The organism is Streptomyces sp. ME02-8801-2C (assembly GCF_033793965.1).
Taxonomy (GTDB): Bacteria; Actinomycetota; Actinomycetes; order Streptomycetales; family Streptomycetaceae; genus Streptomyces.
The window spans coordinates 252,536-271,207 of the sequence record NZ_JARAXP010000007.1; the positions used below are offsets into that span (position 1 = coordinate 252,536).

Genomic DNA, 18,672 nt, shown 5'->3' on the forward strand with positions numbered 1-18,672 from the left:
TCATGGACCGCCGCATTTTCGGGCTGGAGAACGAGTACGGCGTCACGTGTACGTTCAGGGGACAGCGGCGTCTGTCTCCCGACGAGGTGGCTCGGTACCTCTTCCGCCGTGTCGTGTCATGGGGCCGTAGCAGCAATGTCTTTCTGCGAAACGGCGCACGCCTCTATCTTGACGTGGGATCACATCCGGAATACGCGACCCCGGAATGTGACAACGTGACGGAACTCGTCACCCACGACAAGGCCGGCGAGCGCATTCTCGAAGGACTCCTGGTGGACGCCGAACGACGCCTGCACGAGGAAGGAATCGCGGGCGACGTCTACCTCTTCAAGAACAACACGGACTCGGCGGGCAACTCTTACGGTTGCCACGAGAACTATCTGGTGGCCCGGCACGGGGAGTTCTCCCGGCTCGCGGACATCCTGATTCCGTTCCTCGTCACCCGCCAGTTGCTGTGCGGGGCGGGCAAGGTGCTGCAGACGCCGCGCGGTGCCGTGTACTGCGTGAGTCAGCGGGCGGAGCACATCTGGGAGGGCGTCTCCTCGGCGACGACCCGGTCCCGGCCGATCATCAACACGCGTGACGAACCGCACGCGGACGCCGAGCGTTACCGTCGGCTGCATGTCATCGTCGGCGACTCGAACATGTCCGAGACGACGATGCTGCTGAAGGTCGGTGCCACCGACCTCGTGCTGCGCATGATCGAGGCGGGCACGGTGATGCGGGATCTGACCCTGGAGAACCCGATCCGGGCGATCCGCGAGGTCAGCCACGACATCACGGGTCGCCGCAAGGTGCGGCTGGCCAGTGGCCGGGAGGCCTCGGCGCTGGATGTGCAGCGCGAGTACTACGAGAAGGCCGTGGACTTCGTCGAGCGGCGCGGTATCCGTACGGGCACGGTCGCGCAGGTGCTGGAGCTGTGGGGCCGGGTGCTGGACTCCATCGAGGCCGAGGATCTGGACCGGATCGGTACCGAGATCGACTGGGTGATGAAGTACCAGCTGATCGAGCGGTACCGGGCCAAGCACAATATGACGATGTCGCATCCGCGCGTCGCTCAGATAGACCTCGCCTATCACGACATTCACCGCAGGCGGGGTCTTTACTACCTGCTCGAGAGGAAGGGTCAAGCGGCGCGGATCTGCAACGACTTGAAGATCTTCGAGGGCAAGTCGGTTCCGCCGCAGACCACTCGGGCGCGGCTGCGTGGTGACTTCATCCGGCGGGCTCAGGAGCAGCGTCGTGATTTCACGGTCGACTGGGTGCATCTGAAGCTCAACGACCAGGCGCAGCGCACGGTGTTGTGCAAGGACCCGTTCCGCAGCGTCGACGAGCGGGTGGAGAAGCTGATCGCCGGTATGTGAGATTTGCGGCCCGGATGTGATTCCGGAACGCAACACGGGCGCCGTACGTTTTCGGTACGGCGCCCTTCGCACGCCGTAGAGTTGCGCGCACGCCAGCAACACAAGATCGACACCGATACGAGGCTTTCACCGTGCGCCGACGCTCAGTTCTCCTTGCCGTACCTGCCGGACTTGTCACGCTCGCCGGATGCGGCGACGACAAGTCCGACAAGAGCAAGGCCAGTGACAGCAGCCCGTCCCCTTCGGCGTCGGGTCCGTCCGCCGCGCCGGCGCCGAAGATCGTGGACGGTCCGCTGCCGGCGGTCACCGCGGGGGCGAAGTTCGGCGAGAAGCCGACCGTTGCCAAGGGCAGCGGTGCCCCCTCGAAGGATCTCGCCGTGAAGACGCTCCTCGCGGGCGGCGGCAAGACGGTCGCCGAGAACGACTACGTCGTGGCGAACTACCTGGGCCAGATCTGGGATTCCGCGAAGGTCTTCGACAACTCCTACGATCGCGGGACCGCGCTGGTCATCCAGCTCGCGCAGGGCAAGATCATCGACGGCTGGCGGTACGCGCTGACCGGCAAGAAGGCCGGCAGCCGAGTCGAGATGTCCGTCCCGCCCACGTGGGGCTACGGCACGTCCGGCAACTCGCAGGCGGGGATCAAGGGCACCGACACGCTGGTGTTCGTCGTGGACGTCCAGGACACCTTCAACGCGAAGAGCTCGGCGAAGGGCAAGGTCGTCCCCCAGGACGACGCGGCTCTGCCGAAGGTCGGGACGAACACGGACGGCGCGGCTCCCTCGATCGAGGTCCCGAAGTCCGCGGCGCCGACGAAGCTGGTGGCGAACTACGTCATCGAGGGCGACGGCGAGGAGGTCAAGGAGACCGAGTCGGTCCTCGTGCAGTACAAGGGCGTGCTGTGGGACACGGGCAAGGAGTTCGACTCGTCGTACAACAACGGGCAGCTGGTCTCGTTCGGGCTGTCGCAGGTCGTCAAGGGGTGGGCGCAGGGGCTGACCGGCAAGAAGGTCGGCAGCCGTGTGATGATCTCGATTCCGCCGGCGCTGGGCTACGGCGACAACCCGCCGCAGGGCAGCGGTATCGAGAAGGACTCCGTACTGGTGTTCTCGGTGGACATCCTCGCGAAGATGTGAACCCTGCGGGGAGGTCGGCCTGGCGCGGGCGGCATGGCGCCGGGGATGAAAGACTGTCCTTGTTGCCTTTGTTCCATCACCAGCAGGAGCCTGAGACGTGAGCATCGAGAAGCCCGAGATCGACTTCCCCGAAGGCGAGCCCCCGGCGGACCTCCAGATCAAGGACATCTGGGAGGGCGACGGCGCCGAAGCGGTGGCGGGTCAGAACGTCACCGTCCACTACGTGGGTGTCTCCTTCAGCACGGGTGAGGAGTTCGACGCCAGCTGGAACCGGGGCACCCCGTTCAAGTTCCCGCTGGGCGGCGGCCGGGTCATCAAGGGCTGGGACCAGGGTGTGCAGGGCATGAAGGTCGGCGGCCGGCGTGAGCTGACCATTCCGGCCCACCTCGCCTACGGCAACCAGAGCCCCACGCCGGCGATCAAGCCGGGCGAGACGCTGATCTTCGTGGTCGACCTGATCGCGGTCTGACCGTCCGGTCCGATCGTCGTACGACAGTCGAATGGGATCGGGATCAGGTCGGATCGTCGTACGAGGTGGGTACGGGGTCCGACCGGAGTCGATCATCCGGGGTCCATGCCTGTCCGGGCATGGGCCCTCGGCTTTTGCCGCGCCACTTCGGAGCGGTACGGTCATCCGTCGTAAGCACCATAGGAAGGCGAAGGGCGTCGATGGCCATTGCCAAGGCGGAGCGGCTGATGAATCTGGCGCTGTGTCTGCTCGGGACGCGCCGGCCGCTGAGCAAGCGCGAGTTGCGTGACTCCATCGAGGCCTATCTCGAAGCGGGCAGTGACGACTCCTTCAACCGGATGTTCGAGCGCGACAAGGACGATCTGCGCGAACTCGGTCTGGTCATCGAGACGGTGGAGAACCTCGACGGGGAGGTCGGCTACCGGGCCGGCCGGGACAGCAACCGGCTGCCGCCCATCACCCTCGACGCCGAGGAGGCCGCCGCCCTGGGCCTGGCCGCGAAGGTCTGGCAGCAGGCCCGCCTCGCCGGTGCGGCCAGCGGCGCACTGCAGAAGCTGCGCGCGGCCGGACTCCCCGAGGACGTCGACCCCTACGGTGCCCATGGCGCCCTGGAGCCGCGCATTCCGGTGCACGAGGCCGCCTTCGAACCGCTGATGCTGGCCTGCCGGGACCGCCGCCCGGTCGTCTTCGACTACCGCAAGGCCAACGCCGCCCGCCCGGAACCCCGTCAGGTGGAGCCGTGGGCGCTGGAGTGCTGGCGGGGCCACTGGTATCTGGCGGGCTGGGACCGCGACCGGCGCGCCGAACGGGTGTTCAGGCTGTCCCGGATCACCGGCAAGGTCCGCAGCCGGAGCGCGAGTTACACCGCCGAGGTGCCCGATGTCGTCACGGTCCGCGAGACCGTCGCCAGCTGGGCGGGGGAGACCGCCGACCGGTCCGCGCTGATCCGGCTGCGCAAGGACGCCGGCTACCCCCTTCGGGCGAAGGCGTCCGCGGTGCGGGAACTCGGCAACGGCTGGGACGAGTTGGAGATTCCGTACGGGCACGGGCTGGACGCCTGGCTGGTGGAGTTCGGGCCGGACGTGGTGGTCGTGGAGCCGGCCGAGCTGCGTGCCGACGTGGTGGACCGGCTGCGTGCCGTGGCCAAGGGCTGAGGGGGAGCGCAAGCAAGTGGCAGGCAAACCGGCCAGGCCCGTGAACGCCATCGACCAGACGCGGCGCATGCTGTCCCTGGTGACGTATCTGCGCGAGCGGCCCGGCGCCCGCGTCGGCGATGTCGCCCGCGCGTTCGGGATCACCGAGGACGAGCTGGTCTCGGACCTGGACGTGCTGCCCATGTGCGGCACGAGCTTCCGGGGCGGCGATCTGCTCGACATCGACACCGACGGCGAGCGGATCTGGTGGCACAACCCCGCCGCCCTCGGCGAGGAGGCCGCCGAACCGCTGCGGCTGGCCGCCGACGAGGCGACCGCGCTCCTGGTGGCCGCCCGCGCGGTGTCCACGCTGCCCGGACTGCGCGAGGGCGACCGGCAGGCGCTGCTGCGGGCCACCGCCAAGGTGGAGACGGCGGCCGGCGAGGCCGCCGGGGCCAGCGCGCGGCTCTCGGTGACCTTCGAGTCGGAGGGCGGGGTGTTCGCGGACGTCGACCGGGCGATCTCCGAACGCCGCCGCCTGTGGATCCGCTACTACTCGCCCGCCCGCGACGAGGTCACCGAACGGGAGATCGACCCGATCCGCCTGGTCAGCGTCGGCCACACCTACGTCGAGGCCTGGTGCCGGCGCTCCGAGGCGCGTCGCACCTTCCGCCTCGACCGGGTCGCCGAGATCAGGATCCTGGACGAGCCGGCCGCCCCGCCCGAGATAGAGCTGCGGGACCTGTCGGAGGGGCTGGTGCAACCGGCCGCCGAGGATCCCGAGGTCGTCGTCGAGGTCGGCCCGGGCGGCCGCTGGGTCGCCGAGTACTACCCGCACGACAGCGCGGATGAGCTTCCCGACGGCGGGCTGCGTATCACCCTGCGGACCCCCGATCCGGCGTCGCTGCGCCGCCTGGCGCTGCGGCTCGGCCGTGACGGGCGCATCGTCTCGCCGCAGGACCTCGCGGACAGTGCCCGGCAGGCCGCCCAGGAGGCACTGGCGGCGTACGACGTCCCGTCGGCCGCCCCCGGGGCGCAGGCGGGCCCCTCCGGGGCGCACGGGGTCCAGGACGGGCTGTACGACGGACGGGAGCAGGGGCTTTGAGCGAGTCTCCGATGTCAGGTGTGCGGGACGGTGTGCGGGACATGACCGTGGCGGCTGCCTTCGCCGGCATGAGAAGAGTGGCGCCTGTCGTGTTCCGGGCCGCCTGTCCTGACTGTCGTGGCAACTTCGAGCTCAACGCCGGCGCGCTGCGGCTGGCGATCGGGGCCAGTAGTCGGACCACGTTCTACTCCTTCACGTGTCCCGAGTGTGATGTGACCGTTCGCAAACCTGCCGGGGAGCGGGTTGTCGAGTTGCTCACCGGGGGTGGGGTCAGGACGTTGCGGTTGGCGGGGCCGGCCTGAGGGGTGTTCCGCGGGGCCGGGGTGGGTGGTTTTTTTCGCCCCCGCCGCCCCTACCCGTCCCATCCCTTCCTGGGGGCTGCGCCCCCAGACCCCCCTTACGGCCCTGAACGGGCCTTGTCCTCAAACGCCGGACGGGCTGGGTGGGCCGCCGGGCGGGCTGGAGGGTCGCCGGGCGGGCTGAAGGGCAGGCTAGGCTCGGGGCATGTTCTGGCCGATGTTCGCGATCGCTTTGGGGTTTTTGGGGCTCGTGGTTCTCGGGGTGCTTGCCGTTCGGGTTTTTTTGGAGGCGCAGCGTCTGGGGGCGCAGGTCGCGGACTCGGCTCGGCGGATCAATCGGGCTGCCGAGGATCTGGAGCGGGCCGCCGTGCACACGGCACGTTCCGTCGATGCCCTGTGACTGTGCGGCGGCAATTCTGTGAGTCCATGGGTTGATGTGTTTTGGGCGACTTCGCCCTGTCACCTTGTCGGGGTCGGCAGGTACGCTGCTGATCGCGGTCGGAAAACGAGGCCCGGACCGCAAACCGGGAGTACGCACAGGGATTGCCTCAGGTTTACCCCCGAGCGTTACGATCGCTGTGAACACGACGGTCGGACACCTGTCCGAACGATCGGACAGCACCCCCACCCAGCCGCCTCGGTGAGAAGGTAAAGACTTATGTTCGGAAGGCTCGGAGCTCCCGAGATCATTCTCATCCTCGTCGTCATCATCCTGTTGTTCGGCGCGAAGAAGCTTCCGGACATGGCGCGCTCGCTCGGCAAGTCCGCGCGCATCCTGAAGAGCGAGGCCAAGGCGATGAAGTCCGAGGGCCAGGAAACCGCCCCCGCCGCTCCGCCGCACACCGACGAGCAGCCCCCGGCACAGCGCACCATCCAGGCCGCCCCCGGTGACGTGACGAGCTCGCGCCCGGTCACCGAGCCGACGGACACGACCAAGCGCTGACGCTGACGCAAGGCCGGATCGCCTCCGGCCTGCCGCACGAGATGAGGACGTGGGTTGCTCAAGTCTGCCCGCAACAAGGAGGAGAAGGAGAGAGATCCCGAGGGGCGGATGCCCCTCGTGGAGCATCTCCGCGAGCTCCGCAACCGGGTCGCGAAGGCCATGCTGGCCATCGTGATCGTCACGGTCGTGGCCGCCTTCTTCTACAACGACATCATCAACTTCTTCACGAAGCCGGTGCTCGACTCGGTCGGATGCCCGTCATCCTTCTCCGAGCTGGCGAAGCAGCAGAAGCAGGGGGACAACCCCTGCGCGCAGATCACGATCAACGGCCTGCTCGCGCCCTTCACGCTCGCGCTGAAGGTGTCGCTCATGGCCGGTGTCGTGCTTGCCTCGCCGATCTGGCTCTACCAGCTCTGGGCGTTCGTCGCCCCGGGTCTGCACAAGAGTGAGAAGAAGTACGCGTACGCGTTCGTCGCCTCCGGTGTCCCGCTGTTCCTCGGTGGCGCCTACTTCGCCTACCGGGTGCTCCCCACCACCGCGAAGGTCCTGATCGAGTTCACGCCGTTCGGCGTCGACAACCTGCTTCCGCTGGACGATCTGCTCGACCTCGTCACGCGCATGGTGATCGTCTTCGGTCTCTCCTTCGAACTTCCGCTGCTGCTGATCATGCTCAACCTCACCGGGATTCTCACCGGTAAGCGCATGGCCGGCTGGTGGCGCGCCATGATCATGGGCATCACGGTGTTCGCGGCGATCGCTACGCCCAGTACGGACCCGTTGACCATGATGGCGCTCGCGGGACCCATCTGGATCCTGTACTTCGGCGCGGTGGCCTTCTCGCTGGCGAACGACCGGCGCAAGCGCCGGCGTGACGAGGCCGGCCCCGGCGACGACGAGGCCTCCGACCTGGACCTCACCCCCGAGGACATCGGCGAGGTCGAGACCGTCTCCGCCAGCCGCGCCCTGCCCGAACAGGCGGGCACGGACCGGGTCAACGGCTACGACGACGTGACCTGAGGCTTTCTCACCCACACCCTGACGCGGAAGCGGCCGGGGCGCCCGACCGGCGCCCCGGCCGCTTCCGCGTCTGTCTGAGCTGCACGGATCCCGGGTTTACCAGGCATCGATCCGGATAATGATCGTCCTGTTGTCAGTGGGGGCCGGTAGTCTCGAAAGCACGATGACAGAGGACCTCTCACCGGCCGAGCGGTATGCGGCAGCACGCAAGCGCGCTGTCGAGCAGGCCACCGCGCTCGCGTCCTTCCGCGAGATGTACGACTTCGGCCTCGACCCCTTCCAGATCGAGGCCTGCCGGGCGCTCGAAGCCGGGAAGGGCGTGCTGGTGGCCGCCCCCACCGGGTCGGGCAAGACGATCGTCGGCGAGTTCGCCGTCCATCTCGCCCTCCAGCAGGGCAAGAAGTGCTTCTACACGACGCCGATCAAGGCACTGTCGAACCAGAAGTACTCGGACCTGTGCCGTCGTTACGGCGCGGACAAGGTCGGCCTGCTCACCGGCGACAACAGCGTCAACTCCGACGCCCCGGTGGTCGTGATGACCACCGAGGTGCTGCGGAACATGCTGTACGCGGGCTCACAGACCCTCCTCGGCCTGGGTTATGTGGTCATGGACGAGGTGCACTACCTCTCCGACCGCTTCCGCGGTGCCGTCTGGGAGGAAGTGATCATCCACCTTCCCGAGTCGGTCACCCTCGTCTCGCTGTCGGCGACCGTGTCCAACGCCGAGGAGTTCGGCGACTGGCTCGACACCGTGCGCGGCGACACCCAGGTGATCGTCTCCGAGCACCGGCCCGTGCCCCTGTTCCAGCACGTGCTCGCCGGACGCCGGATGTACGACCTCTTCGAGGAGGGCGAGGGCAGCAGGAAGGCCGTCAACCCCGATCTCGCCCGGCTCGCGCGGATGGAGGCCCAGCGGCCCTCCTTCCAGGACCGCAGACGCGGGCGCGCCATGCGCGAGGCCGACCGTGAGCGGGAACGCCGATCGCGCTCACGCGTGTGGACGCCCGGACGCCCCGAAGTCATCGAACGGCTCGACGCCGAGGGCCTGTTGCCCGCCATCACGTTCATCTTCAGCCGCGCCGCCTGCGAGGCCGCCGTACAGCAGTGCCTCTACGCGGGACTGCGGCTGAACGACGACGAGGCGCGGGAGCGGGTACGGGCCATCGTCGAGGCGCGCACCGCCTCCATCCCCACCGAGGACCTGCACGTCCTCGGGTACTACGAGTGGCTCGAAGGCCTGGAGCGAGGCATCGCGGCCCACCACGCGGGCATGCTGCCCACGTTCAAGGAGGTCGTCGAGGAACTCTTCGTACAGGGCCTCGTGAAGGCCGTCTTTGCCACCGAGACCCTCGCGCTCGGCATCAACATGCCCGCCCGCTCGGTCGTGCTCGAGAAACTCGTCAAGTGGAACGGCGAACAGCACGCCGACATCACCCCCGGCGAGTACACCCAGTTGACCGGCCGCGCCGGCCGCCGTGGCATCGACGTCGAGGGGCACGCCGTCGTGCTCTGGCAGCGCGGAATGAGCCCCGACCACCTGGCGGGACTGGCCGGCACGCGCACGTACCCGCTGCGCTCCAGCTTCAAGCCGTCGTACAACATGGCGGTCAACCTCGTGGACCAGTTCGGCCGGCACCGCTCGCGCGAACTGCTGGAGACGTCGTTCGCGCAGTTCCAGGCCGACAAGTCGGTCGTCGGGATCTCCCGGCAGGTGCAGCGCAACGAGGAGGGACTGGACGGCTACAAGCAGTCCATGACCTGCCACCTCGGCGACTTCGAGGACTACGCGCGGCTGCGCCGCGAACTCAAGGACAGAGAGACCGATCTGGCCCGGCAGGGCGCCGCCCAGCGGCGAGCCGAGGCCGCCGTCGCGCTGGAGAAGCTCAAGCCCGGCGACATCATCCATGTCCCCACCGGCAAGTACGCGGGCCTCGCCCTCGTCCTGGACCCCGGGCTGCCCGCGGGCCGGTCCAACGGCCACCGCGGGTTCGAGCAGCACGACGGCCCGCGCCCGCTGGTGCTGACGTCCGAACGGCAGGTGAAGCGGCTCGCGTCCATGGACTTCCCGGTGCCTGTCGAGCCGTTGGAGCGGATGCGGGTCCCCAAGTCCTTCAACCCGCGTTCCCCGCAGTCCCGTCGCGACCTCGCCTCCGCGCTGCGCTCCAAGGCCGGGCACATCCCGCCCGAGCGGGCCCGCAAGCAGCGGTCCCAGGCGGCCGACGACCGGGAGATCGCCCGGCTGCGCACCGCGATCCGCGCCCATGCCTGCCATGGCTGCAACGACCGTGAGGATCACGCCCGTTGGGCCGAGCGCTACTACCGGCTGCTGCGCGACACCTCGCAGCTGGAACGGCGCATCGAGGGCCGCACCAACACCATCGCCCGTACCTTCGACCGCATCGTGGCCCTGCTCACCGAGCTGGACTATCTGCGCGCCGACGAGGTGACCGAGCACGGCAAGCGGCTCGCCCGGCTCTACGGCGAGCTGGATCTGCTGACGAGTGAATGCCTGCGCGCGGGCGTGTGGGACGGGCTGTCGCCCGCCGAACTCGCCGCGTGCGTCTCGGCGTTGGTGTACGAGTCCAGGGCGGCCGACGACGCCATGGCACCGAAGGTGCCCTCCGGCAAGGCCAAGGCCGCGCTCGGCGAGATGGTCCGCATCTGGGGCCGGCTCGACGCGCTGGAGGAGGAGTTCCGGATCACCCAGAGCGAGGGCGTCGGCCAGCGCGAGCCCGACCTCGGCTTCGCCTGGGCGGCCTACGAGTGGGCTTCCGGCAAGGGCCTCGACGAGGTGCTGCGCGAGGCGGAGATGCCGGCCGGCGACTTCGTACGGTGGTGCAAGCAGGTCATCGACGTCCTCGGGCAGATCTCTGCTGCGGCGCCGGTCGCCGGCGGCGAGTCGTCGACGGTCGCGAAGAACGCGCGCAAGGCCGTGGAGGGGCTGCTGCGCGGGGTTGTGGCCTACTCGTCGGTGGGGTAGCCGCCGGCGGTTCGGCAGGGTAGCCCCCGGCAGTTCGGCGGGTTGTGGTTTGGCTCGGTGGGGTTGGGCTTGGCGGTTCGGCGGGTTGTGGTTTGGCTCGGTGGGGTTGGGCCTGGCAGGTCGGTGGGTTGTGGTTGGGCTTGGAGGGTGCGGGCGGTTTGCTGTGGCTCCGCTCGCACCCCAGGCGGTGGAGTCGCAGGTTGGCCGTGGGCCGTCAGGGGCGGTTGTTCAGGTATGCGCGCCAGCCGCCGTACGCCGTGATGTCCTCGGCGCCGTCCAGGGCCGCCGGTTCGCACAGGAAGCCGGGTACGTGCGTGCCGTCGGCGAGTTCGAGGCGGCCCAGGGTCATCGGGCGGGGCAGGGCGGCGAGGAAGTGGCCGAGGCCTTCGGCGGGCAGGCGCCATACCTCGGCCTCGATGGCCGCTCCGCCGGTTTCCTCTTCGCCCACATGGACGAGGCCCGGCTTCGGCGGGGTCGTCGGGAGGGCGTGCAGTCGGTAGACGGGGGCCGTCGTGGTCGTCCGCTCCAGTCGGGCGCCCAGGGCGAGGAGCTGGGGATTGAGCGGCTGGCCGGCGAGATGCGCGCCGACCACCGCCAAGCGGGCCTCGGGCTGGAACAGGCGGGCGATCGTGGCGAGCCGGTCGTCGGTGAACGCCGGGCCGATCAGCATCACGCCGAACGGGAGACCGTCCACCTGGCCCGCGGGTACGGCCACCGCGGCCAGGTCGAAGAGGTTGGTGGAGTTCGTGAAACGGCCCAGCCGGGCGTTGGCGCCCAGTGGATCGGCGGCGACCTCGGCGAGGGTCGGGTGACCGGGGGCCGTGGGTAGCAACAGGGCGTCCGCGTCGGCCAGTTCCGCGAGTGCGCGGGTGCGCAGGGTGGCAAGCCGATCCTGGTCGGCGTAGAGCTGGTGGGCGGGGATGTCACGGGCGCGGGTGATGATGCCGGCGACGGTGGGATCGAGGGTCGCGCTCGCTTCACCTCCCTCGGCGAGCACCTTGTCGACGAAGGCACCCACCGCTGTGTAGCGCTCGGCGACGAACGCGCCCTGGTACAGCATCTCGGCGGCTTCGGAGAAAGGGGTGAGGTCTAGGGTGCGGACGGAGACACCAGCGGCGCGGAGCTGGGACACCGCGGCCTCGTACGCCTGTGCCCAGCCCGGGTCGAGTTCGCCGAGCTGGGCGAGCGGCGGGACGGCCACGCGCCAGGGGCCGGGGGCACGCTGGGGCAGGGGCGGCAGGTCGCGGGCGGACGGGGACACCATGTGTGCGAGTGCCCGCTCGGCCTCGGGGAGCGTACGGGCGAAGACGGTCACACAGTCGAGGGACGCGCAGGCCGGGACGACGCCGGTCGTGGGAACCAGGCCTCGGGTGGGCTTGAGGCCGACGATGCCGTTGAACGCGGCGGGGACCCGGCCCGAGCCTGCGGTGTCGGTGCCGAGGGCGAAGTCGACGAGGCCCAGGGCCACGGCTGTGGCGGAGCCGGAGCTGGAGCCGCCGCTGATACGGGTGGGGTCGTGGGCGTTGCGGACGGGGCCGTAGGGGGAGCGGGTGCCGACCAGGCCGGTGGCGAACTGGTCGAGGTTGGTGGTGCCGAGGAGGAGGGCGCCGGCGGCTCTGAGGCGGGCGATGACGGGGGCGTCGGCCTCGGGGAGGTAGGCGTAGGCGGGGCAGCCGGCGGTGGTGGGGAGGCCCTGGACGTCGATGTTGCCCTTGGCGGCGAAGAGGGTGCCGGCCAGGGGGAGGTGGTCGCCTGCGGCGAGGCGGGCGTCGATGCGGGTGGCTTCTGCCTCCAGGTCCGCCTGGGGGCGGAGGTCGATCCAGATTTCGGGGCGGTTCACCGCGGTGATGCGGGTGTAGGCGAGGTGGACTCGGGTGACGGTGGGGGTGGGCATGGGGCTCCTTGGGGTGTCTGTGCGTCTTTCGCCCCCGCCGCCCCTACCCGTCCCATCCCTGGGGGCTGCCGCCCCCCAGACCCCCGCTTTCGGCCCTGGACGGGCCTTGTCCTCAAACGCCGGACGGGCTGGTATTTCAGCCTCTCCGGCGTTTGAGGAGCGGGGGTTCGGGGGCAGCGCCCCCGAGAAGGATGGGAGGGGTAGGGGCGGCGGGGGCGAGAGACTGGGCGGGGTCAGGGGGTTGGGGTCAGGATGAGTAGTGCTGTGCCTGCTTCCACCTGTGCGCCCGGTCTCGTCAGGATCTGGTGGATCACTCCCGATGCCGGGGCATGTACCCGGGACTCCATCTTCATCGCCTCCAGGGCCAGCAGCGGCTGGCCCGCTGTCACCTCGTCGCCCGGGGACACGTTCAACTGCCATACCGACGCGGCGAATTCGGCCTCGATCAGCTGACTCCCAGGGGGAACCGTCACCTCGGGTGCGGCAGCGGCAGGTGCCGTGGCCGTCTCCGCCCTCGTGAACTCGCCCGCCGCCTCCCACGCGTCCCGTTCCGCCGCGAACGCCGCGCCCTGGCGGGAGCGGAACCCGGCGATCGACTCGGCGTTCCGGGTCAGGAACTCCTCGTACTCGGCCAGAGAGAACACGCCTTCCTCGATGCGGGGGACGAAGCGGCCCGAGGTGATGTCGGCGCGCAGTTCGAGGAGTTCGTCGGGCTCGACGGCGTACCACTTGACGCGGTCGAAGAACCGCAGCAGCCACGGTGACCCCGGCTCGAACGCGCCGCGCTGCTGCCAGCCCGACCACACCTGGGTGGTGCGGCCGACGAACTGGTAGCCGCCGGGGCCCTCCATGCCGTAGACGCAGAGATAGGCGCCCCCGATGCCGACCGAGTTCTCCGCGGTCCAGGTGCGGGCCGGGTTGTACTTCGTCGTCACCAGGCGGTGGCGGGGGTCCAGCGGGGTGGCGACCGGGGCGCCCAGGTAGACGTCTCCCAGGCCCAGGACGAGGTACTCCGCGTCGAAGACCGTGCGGTACACGTCGTCCACCGAGTCCAGTCCGTTCACGCGGCGGATGAACTCGATGTTCCACGGGCACCAGGGGGCGTCGTCGCGGACGCCCGCCATGTAGCGGGCGATCGCCTCGCGGGTCGCCGGGTCGTCCCAGGAGAGGGGGAGGTGGACGGTCCGGGAGGGGACCGTGAGGCGGTCCGCGGGGGGCAGGGCGGTGGCCGTCCGCCGTATCGCGGCGAGGAGTTCGGGCTGGGGGAGGACGGCCGGGTCGGCCTGGATCTGGAGGGAGCGGATGCCCGGTGTCAGGTCCTTCACCCCGTCCAGGTCCAGCTCGGTCACCGCCTCCATCAAAGCGTGGACGCGCATCCGGAGGCCCAAGTCGAGCTGCATGGGGCCGAATTCGACCAACAGGTTGTCGTCGCCGCTGCGGCGGTAGGTGATGTCGCCGTCCCGGGCCAAAACCCCGTTGTCCACGATCGCTGCCCGTGGTGCGCCCGTTGTGTCCACGGGGGTGAAGCGGACCGTGTCGCCGGGGCGCAACTGGCCCAGTTTCCAGCGTTCCGTGCTCAGGACGGTCGCCGGGCACACGAAACCACCCAGGGAGGGGCCGTCCGGGCCCAGCAGGACCGGCATGTCGCCGGTGTAGTCGACGGCACCCACGGAGTACGGCGTGTCGTGGATGTTGGACGGGTGCAGGCCCGCCTCACCGCCGTCGGTGCGTGCCCAGCGGGGCTTGGGGCCGACCAGTCGTACGCCGGTGCGGGCCGAGTTGAAGTGGACCTTCCAGTCGGCGGCGTAGAAGTCGTGGATGTCCTCCTCGGTGAAGAACTCCGGTGCCGCGTGGGGGCCTTCGACCGAGCCGAGGTGCCATGGGGAGGTGAACTCCGGGCGGTCGGAGGGGGGAACCGGGGTGCCCGACTCCGCTGCCGACCCGCCGTGCAGGACGTCGCCGGTGCGCAGCGCCCTGCCCCCGTGCCCGCCGAACCTGCCCAGGGTGAAGGTGGCCGCGCTGCCGAGGAACGGCGGCACGTCCAGGCCGCCGCCCGCGAAGAGCACGTAGGTCCGCAGGCCCTGTTCCGTCGGGGCGCCGATCGTCAGGACGGCGCCCGCCGGTACCGTCACCGGGTCCCACTGCTCGACCGGCGTGCCGTCGAGTGTGACCGGCGCCGGGGCGCCGGTGACGCACACCGTGGTGGGGTGGGTGAATCTCAACGACGGGCCCTGGAGGGTGCATTCGAGGCCCGGAGCGCCCTCGTCGTTGCCCAGGGCCCGGTTGCCGAGCCGGAAGGAACGGTCGTCCATCGGGCCGCACGGGGGGACGCCCACCTGCCAGTAGCCGGTGCGGCCCGGCCAGTCCTGGACGGTGGTGAGGGTGCCGCCGGTGACGACCTCGATGCGTGGAGTCGGATCGCTCACCCCGGCGAGGGTCGCCGTCGAGTGCCTCGCGGAGCGGAAGTCGGGGTTCGCCAGCGCCGCCCGCACCAGGCCGAGGTTCGTCTCGATGCCGTCGACCCGGGTACGGGCCAGCGCCTCGTCGAGCCGGCGCAGGGCGTGCTCCCGGTCGGCGCCGTAGGCGATCACCTTCGCGAGCATCGGGTCGTACGACGTGGTCACCTCGGTGCCCGTCTCCACCCAGCCGTCGACCCGTACCCCGGCCGGGAACTCCACCCGCGTCAACAGGCCCGCGCTGGGCCGGTGTTCGCGCGAGGGGTCCTCGGCGTAGACGCGGGCCTCGACGGCGTGACCGCGTGGGGTGCCCGGGTCCCGTACGACATCGCGCTCACCGCGGGCCAGCCGCAGCATCCAGGCGACGAGGTCGACGCCGTAGATCTCCTCCGTGACCGGATGTTCCACCTGGAGCCGGGTGTTGACCTCCAGGAAGTACACCTCCTCGCGCGCGGCGTCGTACACGAACTCGACGGTTCCGGCGGAGCGGTAGCCGACCGAGGCGCACAAGTCGCGTGCGGAGGCGGCCAGTTGGGCGCGGACGTGGGCGGGGATACCGGGTGCCGGCGCCTCCTCCACCACCTTCTGGTTGCGGCGCTGGAGTGAGCAGTCGCGGTCGCCGAAGGTGACGACCCTGCCCTCGCCGTCGCCGAAGACCTGCACCTCGACATGGCGGGCGTGTTCCACGAGCCGTTCCAGGAAGACACCGGCCGAGGAGAAGGACGCGGCGGCGACGCGCTGCACCCGCTCCCAGGCGTCGGCGAGTTCGGCGTCCGAGGCGCAGGCCGACATACCGATGCCGCCGCCACCGCCGGTCGCCTTGAGCATCACGGGATAGCCGATGGCGGCGGCCCGCGCGTACGCCTCGTCGAGGGAGGCCAGCAGTCCTGTGCCGGGGGCGAGGGGCACGCCCGCCGCTTCCGCCGCCGCCCGGGCCGTGTGCTTCGCGCCGAACAGCTCCAGCTGGCCCGGCGTCGGCCCCACGAACACGATCCCGGCGTCCTCGCAGCGCCGCGCGAAGCCGGCGTCCTCGGACAGGAAGCCGTACCCGGGATGGATCGCCCCCGCACCCGTCGCCTTGGCCGCCGCCAGCACGAGGTCGGCGTCGAGGTACGACTCCTTCGCGGGCGCCGGCCCGAGGCGCACCGCCTCGTCGGCGAGCCGGACGTGCGGGGCGGAGCGGTCGGGGTCGGAGTAGACCGCGACCGTGCGCAGGCCCAACTCCCGTGCCGTACGGATGATGCGCACCGCGATCTCGCCCCGGTTGGCGACCAGCAGCGTGTCGAAGGTCATGCCGTGCCCGCCTCGGTGATGGTCATCTCCACCTCGGTCGGGTCGAAGCCGTTGCAGGGGTTGTTGATCTGGGGGCAGTTGGAGACGAGGACCAGGACGTCGCACTCCGCGCGGAGCGTGAGGGAGAGGCCTGGCGCCGAGAGGCCGTCGACGATGCCGAGCGTGCCGTCCTTCTCCACCGGCACGTTCATGTACCAGTTGATGTTGGAGACCAGGTCCCGCTTGCCCAGGCCGTGTTTGGCGCCTTCGGCGAGGAAGTTGTCCACGCACGCGTGCTGCGACCAGGTGTGGTGGCCGTAGCGCAGGGTGTTCGACTCCTTGGAGCAGGCGCCGCCGACCGTGTCGTGCCGGCCCACGTCGTCGGCGACCACGGTCATCAGGGGCGTGTGTTCGTTCGACATCAGGACACTGCCCGTGGTGAGGAAGATGCCGCCCTGCGCGTGGATCGTGTCGGGCGCGCTGTAGCGCACGGACGTGTCGTGGGCGTCGTACACCAGGAAGTCGACGGCCTGGTTGCCGTGCAGGTCGGTGATGGTGAGGGTCCCGCCGGTCCGGACGACCGACGACCAGGCGGCGCGGGCGGGAACGACGGTCTTCCGGACGATCGGCGTGCTCATGCGAGCCCCCTCGCGGCAAGGAATTCGGCGGTGTTCAGGAACGCGCGGCGGCCTTCGGGCGTGGCCTCCCACAGGGGGTCGCCGGGGCGGGTGGCCTCGGCGCGCCAGGCCAGTACCTCCAGCGGGGTGCTGACGTAGTCGGCGCGGGGGTCGGCGGGGTGCGGGACGTTCGCGATCAGCACGGTGACGTCCTGCTCGGCGCGCAGCGTCACACTGGCGCCCGGTCCGGCCGAGCCGGTGAAGTCGAGGGTGCCGTCCTCGCGTATCTGCACGCCCTGGAAGAAGGAGAGCGACGGCGGCAGATCGCGCGGCTGGAGGCCGTTCTTGGCCGCGGCCAGCTTGAACAGCTCACGTCCGGCGGGGGAGGGCGACTGCGGGGTGCCGTCGCCGTACCGGGCGGTGTTGCGTACGAGGGTCGAGGTGCCGCAGAGCGCGTCGTGGCGCCCGGCGGTGTCGGCGACCAGGGAGGCGAGGACGCGGCCCTGGTCGGAGAGGAGCAACTGGCCCTCGCCCAGGTAGGCGTTCCACTGCACCTTGACCGTGTCGGCGACGTTCAGCCGCTCCCAGGGCCGGTCCGCGACGAAGAGCAGCAGATGGGCGCAGGTGTCACCGCGCAGGTCGGTCAGGCGCAGCTCGGTGCCGCGGGCCAGTACCCGGTGTGTGTAGTTGCCGCCGGCCACGGTCTCGGCCCACACCAGATGGCCGGCGGCGCAGGGTGGCGACGGCCAGTCGGCGGCCGGGACGACGGGCATGGCCTCGGCCCGGTCGCCCTCCTGGGCGCGGGCGTGGTCGCGGGCTCCGTACGTGGTCGATGTCCCCATTGAGGGTCCTCCGGCTCCGAAGTCGTACTGCGGGTGGTGTCGGGTGCGGGGCGGTCGGCGGCGTGCTGGTCGTCGGGCGGTGGTCCCGCCGCGCTATTTCTGTCGCCCGACAGAAATTAGGCGGACGGCGAGACACCGCAGTTGCCCGTGCGTTTCGGCCCCGTTACCGATTGCTCACGAAGATCGTCGGGCGGCGCGGTGTGCGAGGATCGAACGCATGGGAACGACGGGTGGGCCGGGCGGACGGCGGGTCGGCAGACCGCGGGCCGCGCAGCGGCCGGACAGTGGGCTCGCCCCGCGGGCGGAACTGCTCACCGCGGCCGCCGAGTTGTTCACCACCCGGGGGTATGCCGCCACCACCACGCGGACCATCGCCGAGCGGGCGGGGATGCGCCAGGCGTCCATGTACCACTACGTCTCCGGCAAGGAGGAGCTGCTCGCCGAGCTCCTGGAGTCCACCGTCACGCCGTCCCTGACGTACGCCCGAGGGCTGCTCTCCGATGACACGACCCCGGCCGAGAGCCGGCTGTGGGAGCTGTGCCGCACGGACGTCGAGCTGCTCTGCGGCGGCCCGCACAACCTCGGCGGCCTCTACCTCCTCCCCGAGGTGCGCGCCGAACGCTTCGCGGGCTTCCATGCCGTACGGGCGGAACTCAAGGACGCGTACCGGCAGTTGCTCGCGGCGACGGCCGCCGGGGGTGCCCTCGCCAAGAGTGAGCTTGATCTGCGGACGGATCTGCTCTTCGGGCTCATCGAGGGCGTCATCCTCGTGCACCGCTCCGATCCCGAGCGCCCGGCCGCGGTCTTCGCGGAAGCCACGGCGGACGCGGCACTGCGCATCGCCGGAATCTGAGGCTCAGGGCTCTCCCGGGCTTCCCGGAGGCCTTTGTTCACCCGTCACGGTGAGTGGTCCTCGCACACCCATGCGTCGTGACTCGGCGTGTGCGATTGCATCCGCAGCGTGTAAATGGGCCGAGGGTACTCCAGTTGCGAAAGGCATTTCAGAGGCTTGCCGAATATGACACGGCGTTGATCCGGTCGGACTAAGCTCGCCCGCAGCGCGCCGAGTTGGGATGTATTCGTGCGCTTGTTCCCAAAGATACGGAAGATTCAGAAACTCCTGACAGTTCCCAGACGTACCCCCA

The 18,672-nt window shown here is 70.1% G+C and carries 15 protein-coding genes; 11 read left to right on the top strand and 4 right to left on the bottom strand.

Annotated features, from left to right (window positions below; all coding sequences use genetic code 11):
- The first annotated feature begins 2 nt into the window (after positions 1 to 2).
- The 10 genes from pafA to PV396_RS24090 all read left to right on the top strand — a co-directional run bounded on the left by pafA (position 3) and on the right by PV396_RS24090 (position 10,446).
- Entirely contained in the window at positions 3 to 1,364 is a 1,362-nt protein-coding gene (pafA, locus tag PV396_RS24045; RefSeq protein ID WP_319207800.1) for a Pup--protein ligase, read from the top strand.
- A 131-nt stretch (positions 1,365 to 1,495) separates the two neighbouring features.
- Positions 1,496 to 2,500 carry an FKBP-type peptidyl-prolyl cis-trans isomerase gene (locus tag PV396_RS24050; RefSeq protein WP_319207803.1) on the top strand — a complete coding sequence of 335 codons (1,005 nt, stop codon included), beginning with the start codon at positions 1,496 to 1,498 and terminating at the stop codon, positions 2,498 to 2,500.
- Positions 2,501 to 2,597: 97 nt separating this feature from the next.
- Positions 2,598 to 2,969, top strand: a complete 372-nt coding sequence (locus tag PV396_RS24055) for an FKBP-type peptidyl-prolyl cis-trans isomerase (protein ID WP_319207805.1) — start codon at positions 2,598 to 2,600, stop codon at positions 2,967 to 2,969.
- Positions 2,970 to 3,169: 200 nt separating this feature from the next.
- Positions 3,170 to 4,123: a helix-turn-helix transcriptional regulator gene (locus PV396_RS24060; protein ID WP_319207806.1), complete on the top strand. Its 954-nt coding sequence runs from the start codon at positions 3,170 to 3,172 to the stop codon at positions 4,121 to 4,123.
- A gap of 16 nt (positions 4,124 to 4,139) precedes the next feature.
- The gene (locus PV396_RS24065) at positions 4,140 to 5,207 is read left to right on the top strand and encodes a WYL domain-containing protein (protein WP_319207808.1); all 1,068 of its coding nucleotides are present in this window, start codon (positions 4,140 to 4,142) and stop codon (positions 5,205 to 5,207) included.
- Positions 5,208 to 5,218: 11 nt separating this feature from the next.
- Positions 5,219 to 5,509 (top strand): hypothetical protein, encoded by a 291-nt coding sequence (locus PV396_RS24070; RefSeq protein ID WP_319208421.1) that lies wholly within the window; start codon positions 5,219 to 5,221, stop codon positions 5,507 to 5,509.
- A gap of 202 nt (positions 5,510 to 5,711) precedes the next feature.
- Positions 5,712 to 5,906, top strand: coding sequence for a hypothetical protein (locus tag PV396_RS24075; protein WP_319207809.1), 195 nt, complete (start codon positions 5,712 to 5,714; stop codon positions 5,904 to 5,906).
- Between the two features lie 258 nt (positions 5,907 to 6,164).
- Positions 6,165 to 6,449 carry a Sec-independent protein translocase subunit TatA gene (gene tatA, locus PV396_RS24080; protein ID WP_319207811.1) on the top strand — a complete coding sequence of 95 codons (285 nt, stop codon included), beginning with the start codon at positions 6,165 to 6,167 and terminating at the stop codon, positions 6,447 to 6,449.
- Between the two features lie 54 nt (positions 6,450 to 6,503).
- Complete coding sequence (gene tatC, locus PV396_RS24085) at positions 6,504 to 7,466, top strand: twin-arginine translocase subunit TatC (RefSeq protein WP_319207812.1); 963 nt, start codon at positions 6,504 to 6,506, stop codon at positions 7,464 to 7,466.
- Positions 7,467 to 7,584: 118 nt separating this feature from the next.
- A complete protein-coding gene (locus PV396_RS24090; RefSeq protein WP_319207815.1) occupies positions 7,585 to 10,446 on the top strand; it encodes a DEAD/DEAH box helicase in 2,862 nt (953 codons plus the stop codon).
- Between the two features lie 214 nt (positions 10,447 to 10,660).
- Here the strand turns inward: PV396_RS24090 and atzF are convergent, their stop codons facing one another.
- The 4 genes from atzF to PV396_RS24110 all read right to left on the bottom strand — a co-directional run bounded on the left by atzF (position 10,661) and on the right by PV396_RS24110 (position 17,527).
- Positions 10,661 to 12,340: an allophanate hydrolase gene (atzF, locus tag PV396_RS24095; RefSeq protein WP_319207816.1), complete on the bottom strand. Its 1,680-nt coding sequence runs from the start codon at positions 12,338 to 12,340 to the stop codon at positions 10,661 to 10,663.
- A 233-nt stretch (positions 12,341 to 12,573) separates the two neighbouring features.
- A complete protein-coding gene (locus tag PV396_RS24100; protein ID WP_319207818.1) occupies positions 12,574 to 16,089 on the bottom strand; it encodes a 5-oxoprolinase/urea amidolyase family protein in 3,516 nt (1,171 codons plus the stop codon).
- A complete protein-coding gene (locus tag PV396_RS24105; protein WP_319207819.1) occupies positions 16,086 to 16,706 on the bottom strand; it encodes an urea amidolyase associated protein UAAP2 in 621 nt (206 codons plus the stop codon). The genes PV396_RS24100 and PV396_RS24105 overlap by 4 nt, the downstream gene beginning before the upstream one ends.
- Positions 16,703 to 17,527 carry an urea amidolyase associated protein UAAP1 gene (locus PV396_RS24110; protein ID WP_319207821.1) on the bottom strand — a complete coding sequence of 275 codons (825 nt, stop codon included), beginning with the start codon at positions 17,525 to 17,527 and terminating at the stop codon, positions 16,703 to 16,705. The genes PV396_RS24105 and PV396_RS24110 overlap by 4 nt, the downstream gene beginning before the upstream one ends.
- A 217-nt stretch (positions 17,528 to 17,744) precedes the next feature.
- Between PV396_RS24110 and PV396_RS24115 the strand changes: the two genes are divergently transcribed.
- Positions 17,745 to 18,380 carry a helix-turn-helix domain-containing protein gene (locus tag PV396_RS24115; RefSeq protein ID WP_319207823.1) on the top strand — a complete coding sequence of 212 codons (636 nt, stop codon included), beginning with the start codon at positions 17,745 to 17,747 and terminating at the stop codon, positions 18,378 to 18,380.
- The last annotated feature ends 292 nt before the right edge of the window (positions 18,381 to 18,672 follow it).

Coding starts and splice junctions, on each gene's coding strand:
- PV396_RS24100 (WP_319207818.1), bottom strand. CDS start 16,089: ATGACCTTCGACACGCTGCTGGTCGCCAACCGGGGCGAGATCGCGGTG.
- atzF (WP_319207816.1), bottom strand. CDS start 12,340: ATGCCCACCCCCACCGTCACCCGAGTCCACCTCGCCTACACCCGCATC.
- tatA (WP_319207811.1), top strand. CDS start 6,165: ATGTTCGGAAGGCTCGGAGCTCCCGAGATCATTCTCATCCTCGTCGTC.
- pafA (WP_319207800.1), top strand. CDS start 3: ATGGACCGCCGCATTTTCGGGCTGGAGAACGAGTACGGCGTCACGTGT.
- PV396_RS24110 (WP_319207821.1), bottom strand. CDS start 17,527: ATGGGGACATCGACCACGTACGGAGCCCGCGACCACGCCCGCGCCCAG.
- PV396_RS24105 (WP_319207819.1), bottom strand. CDS start 16,706: ATGAGCACGCCGATCGTCCGGAAGACCGTCGTTCCCGCCCGCGCCGCC.
- PV396_RS24115 (WP_319207823.1), top strand. CDS start 17,745: ATGGGAACGACGGGTGGGCCGGGCGGACGGCGGGTCGGCAGACCGCGG.
- PV396_RS24070 (WP_319208421.1), top strand. CDS start 5,219: ATGTCAGGTGTGCGGGACGGTGTGCGGGACATGACCGTGGCGGCTGCC.
- PV396_RS24060 (WP_319207806.1), top strand. CDS start 3,170: ATGGCCATTGCCAAGGCGGAGCGGCTGATGAATCTGGCGCTGTGTCTG.
- PV396_RS24090 (WP_319207815.1), top strand. CDS start 7,585: ATGATCGTCCTGTTGTCAGTGGGGGCCGGTAGTCTCGAAAGCACGATG.
- PV396_RS24075 (WP_319207809.1), top strand. CDS start 5,712: ATGTTCTGGCCGATGTTCGCGATCGCTTTGGGGTTTTTGGGGCTCGTG.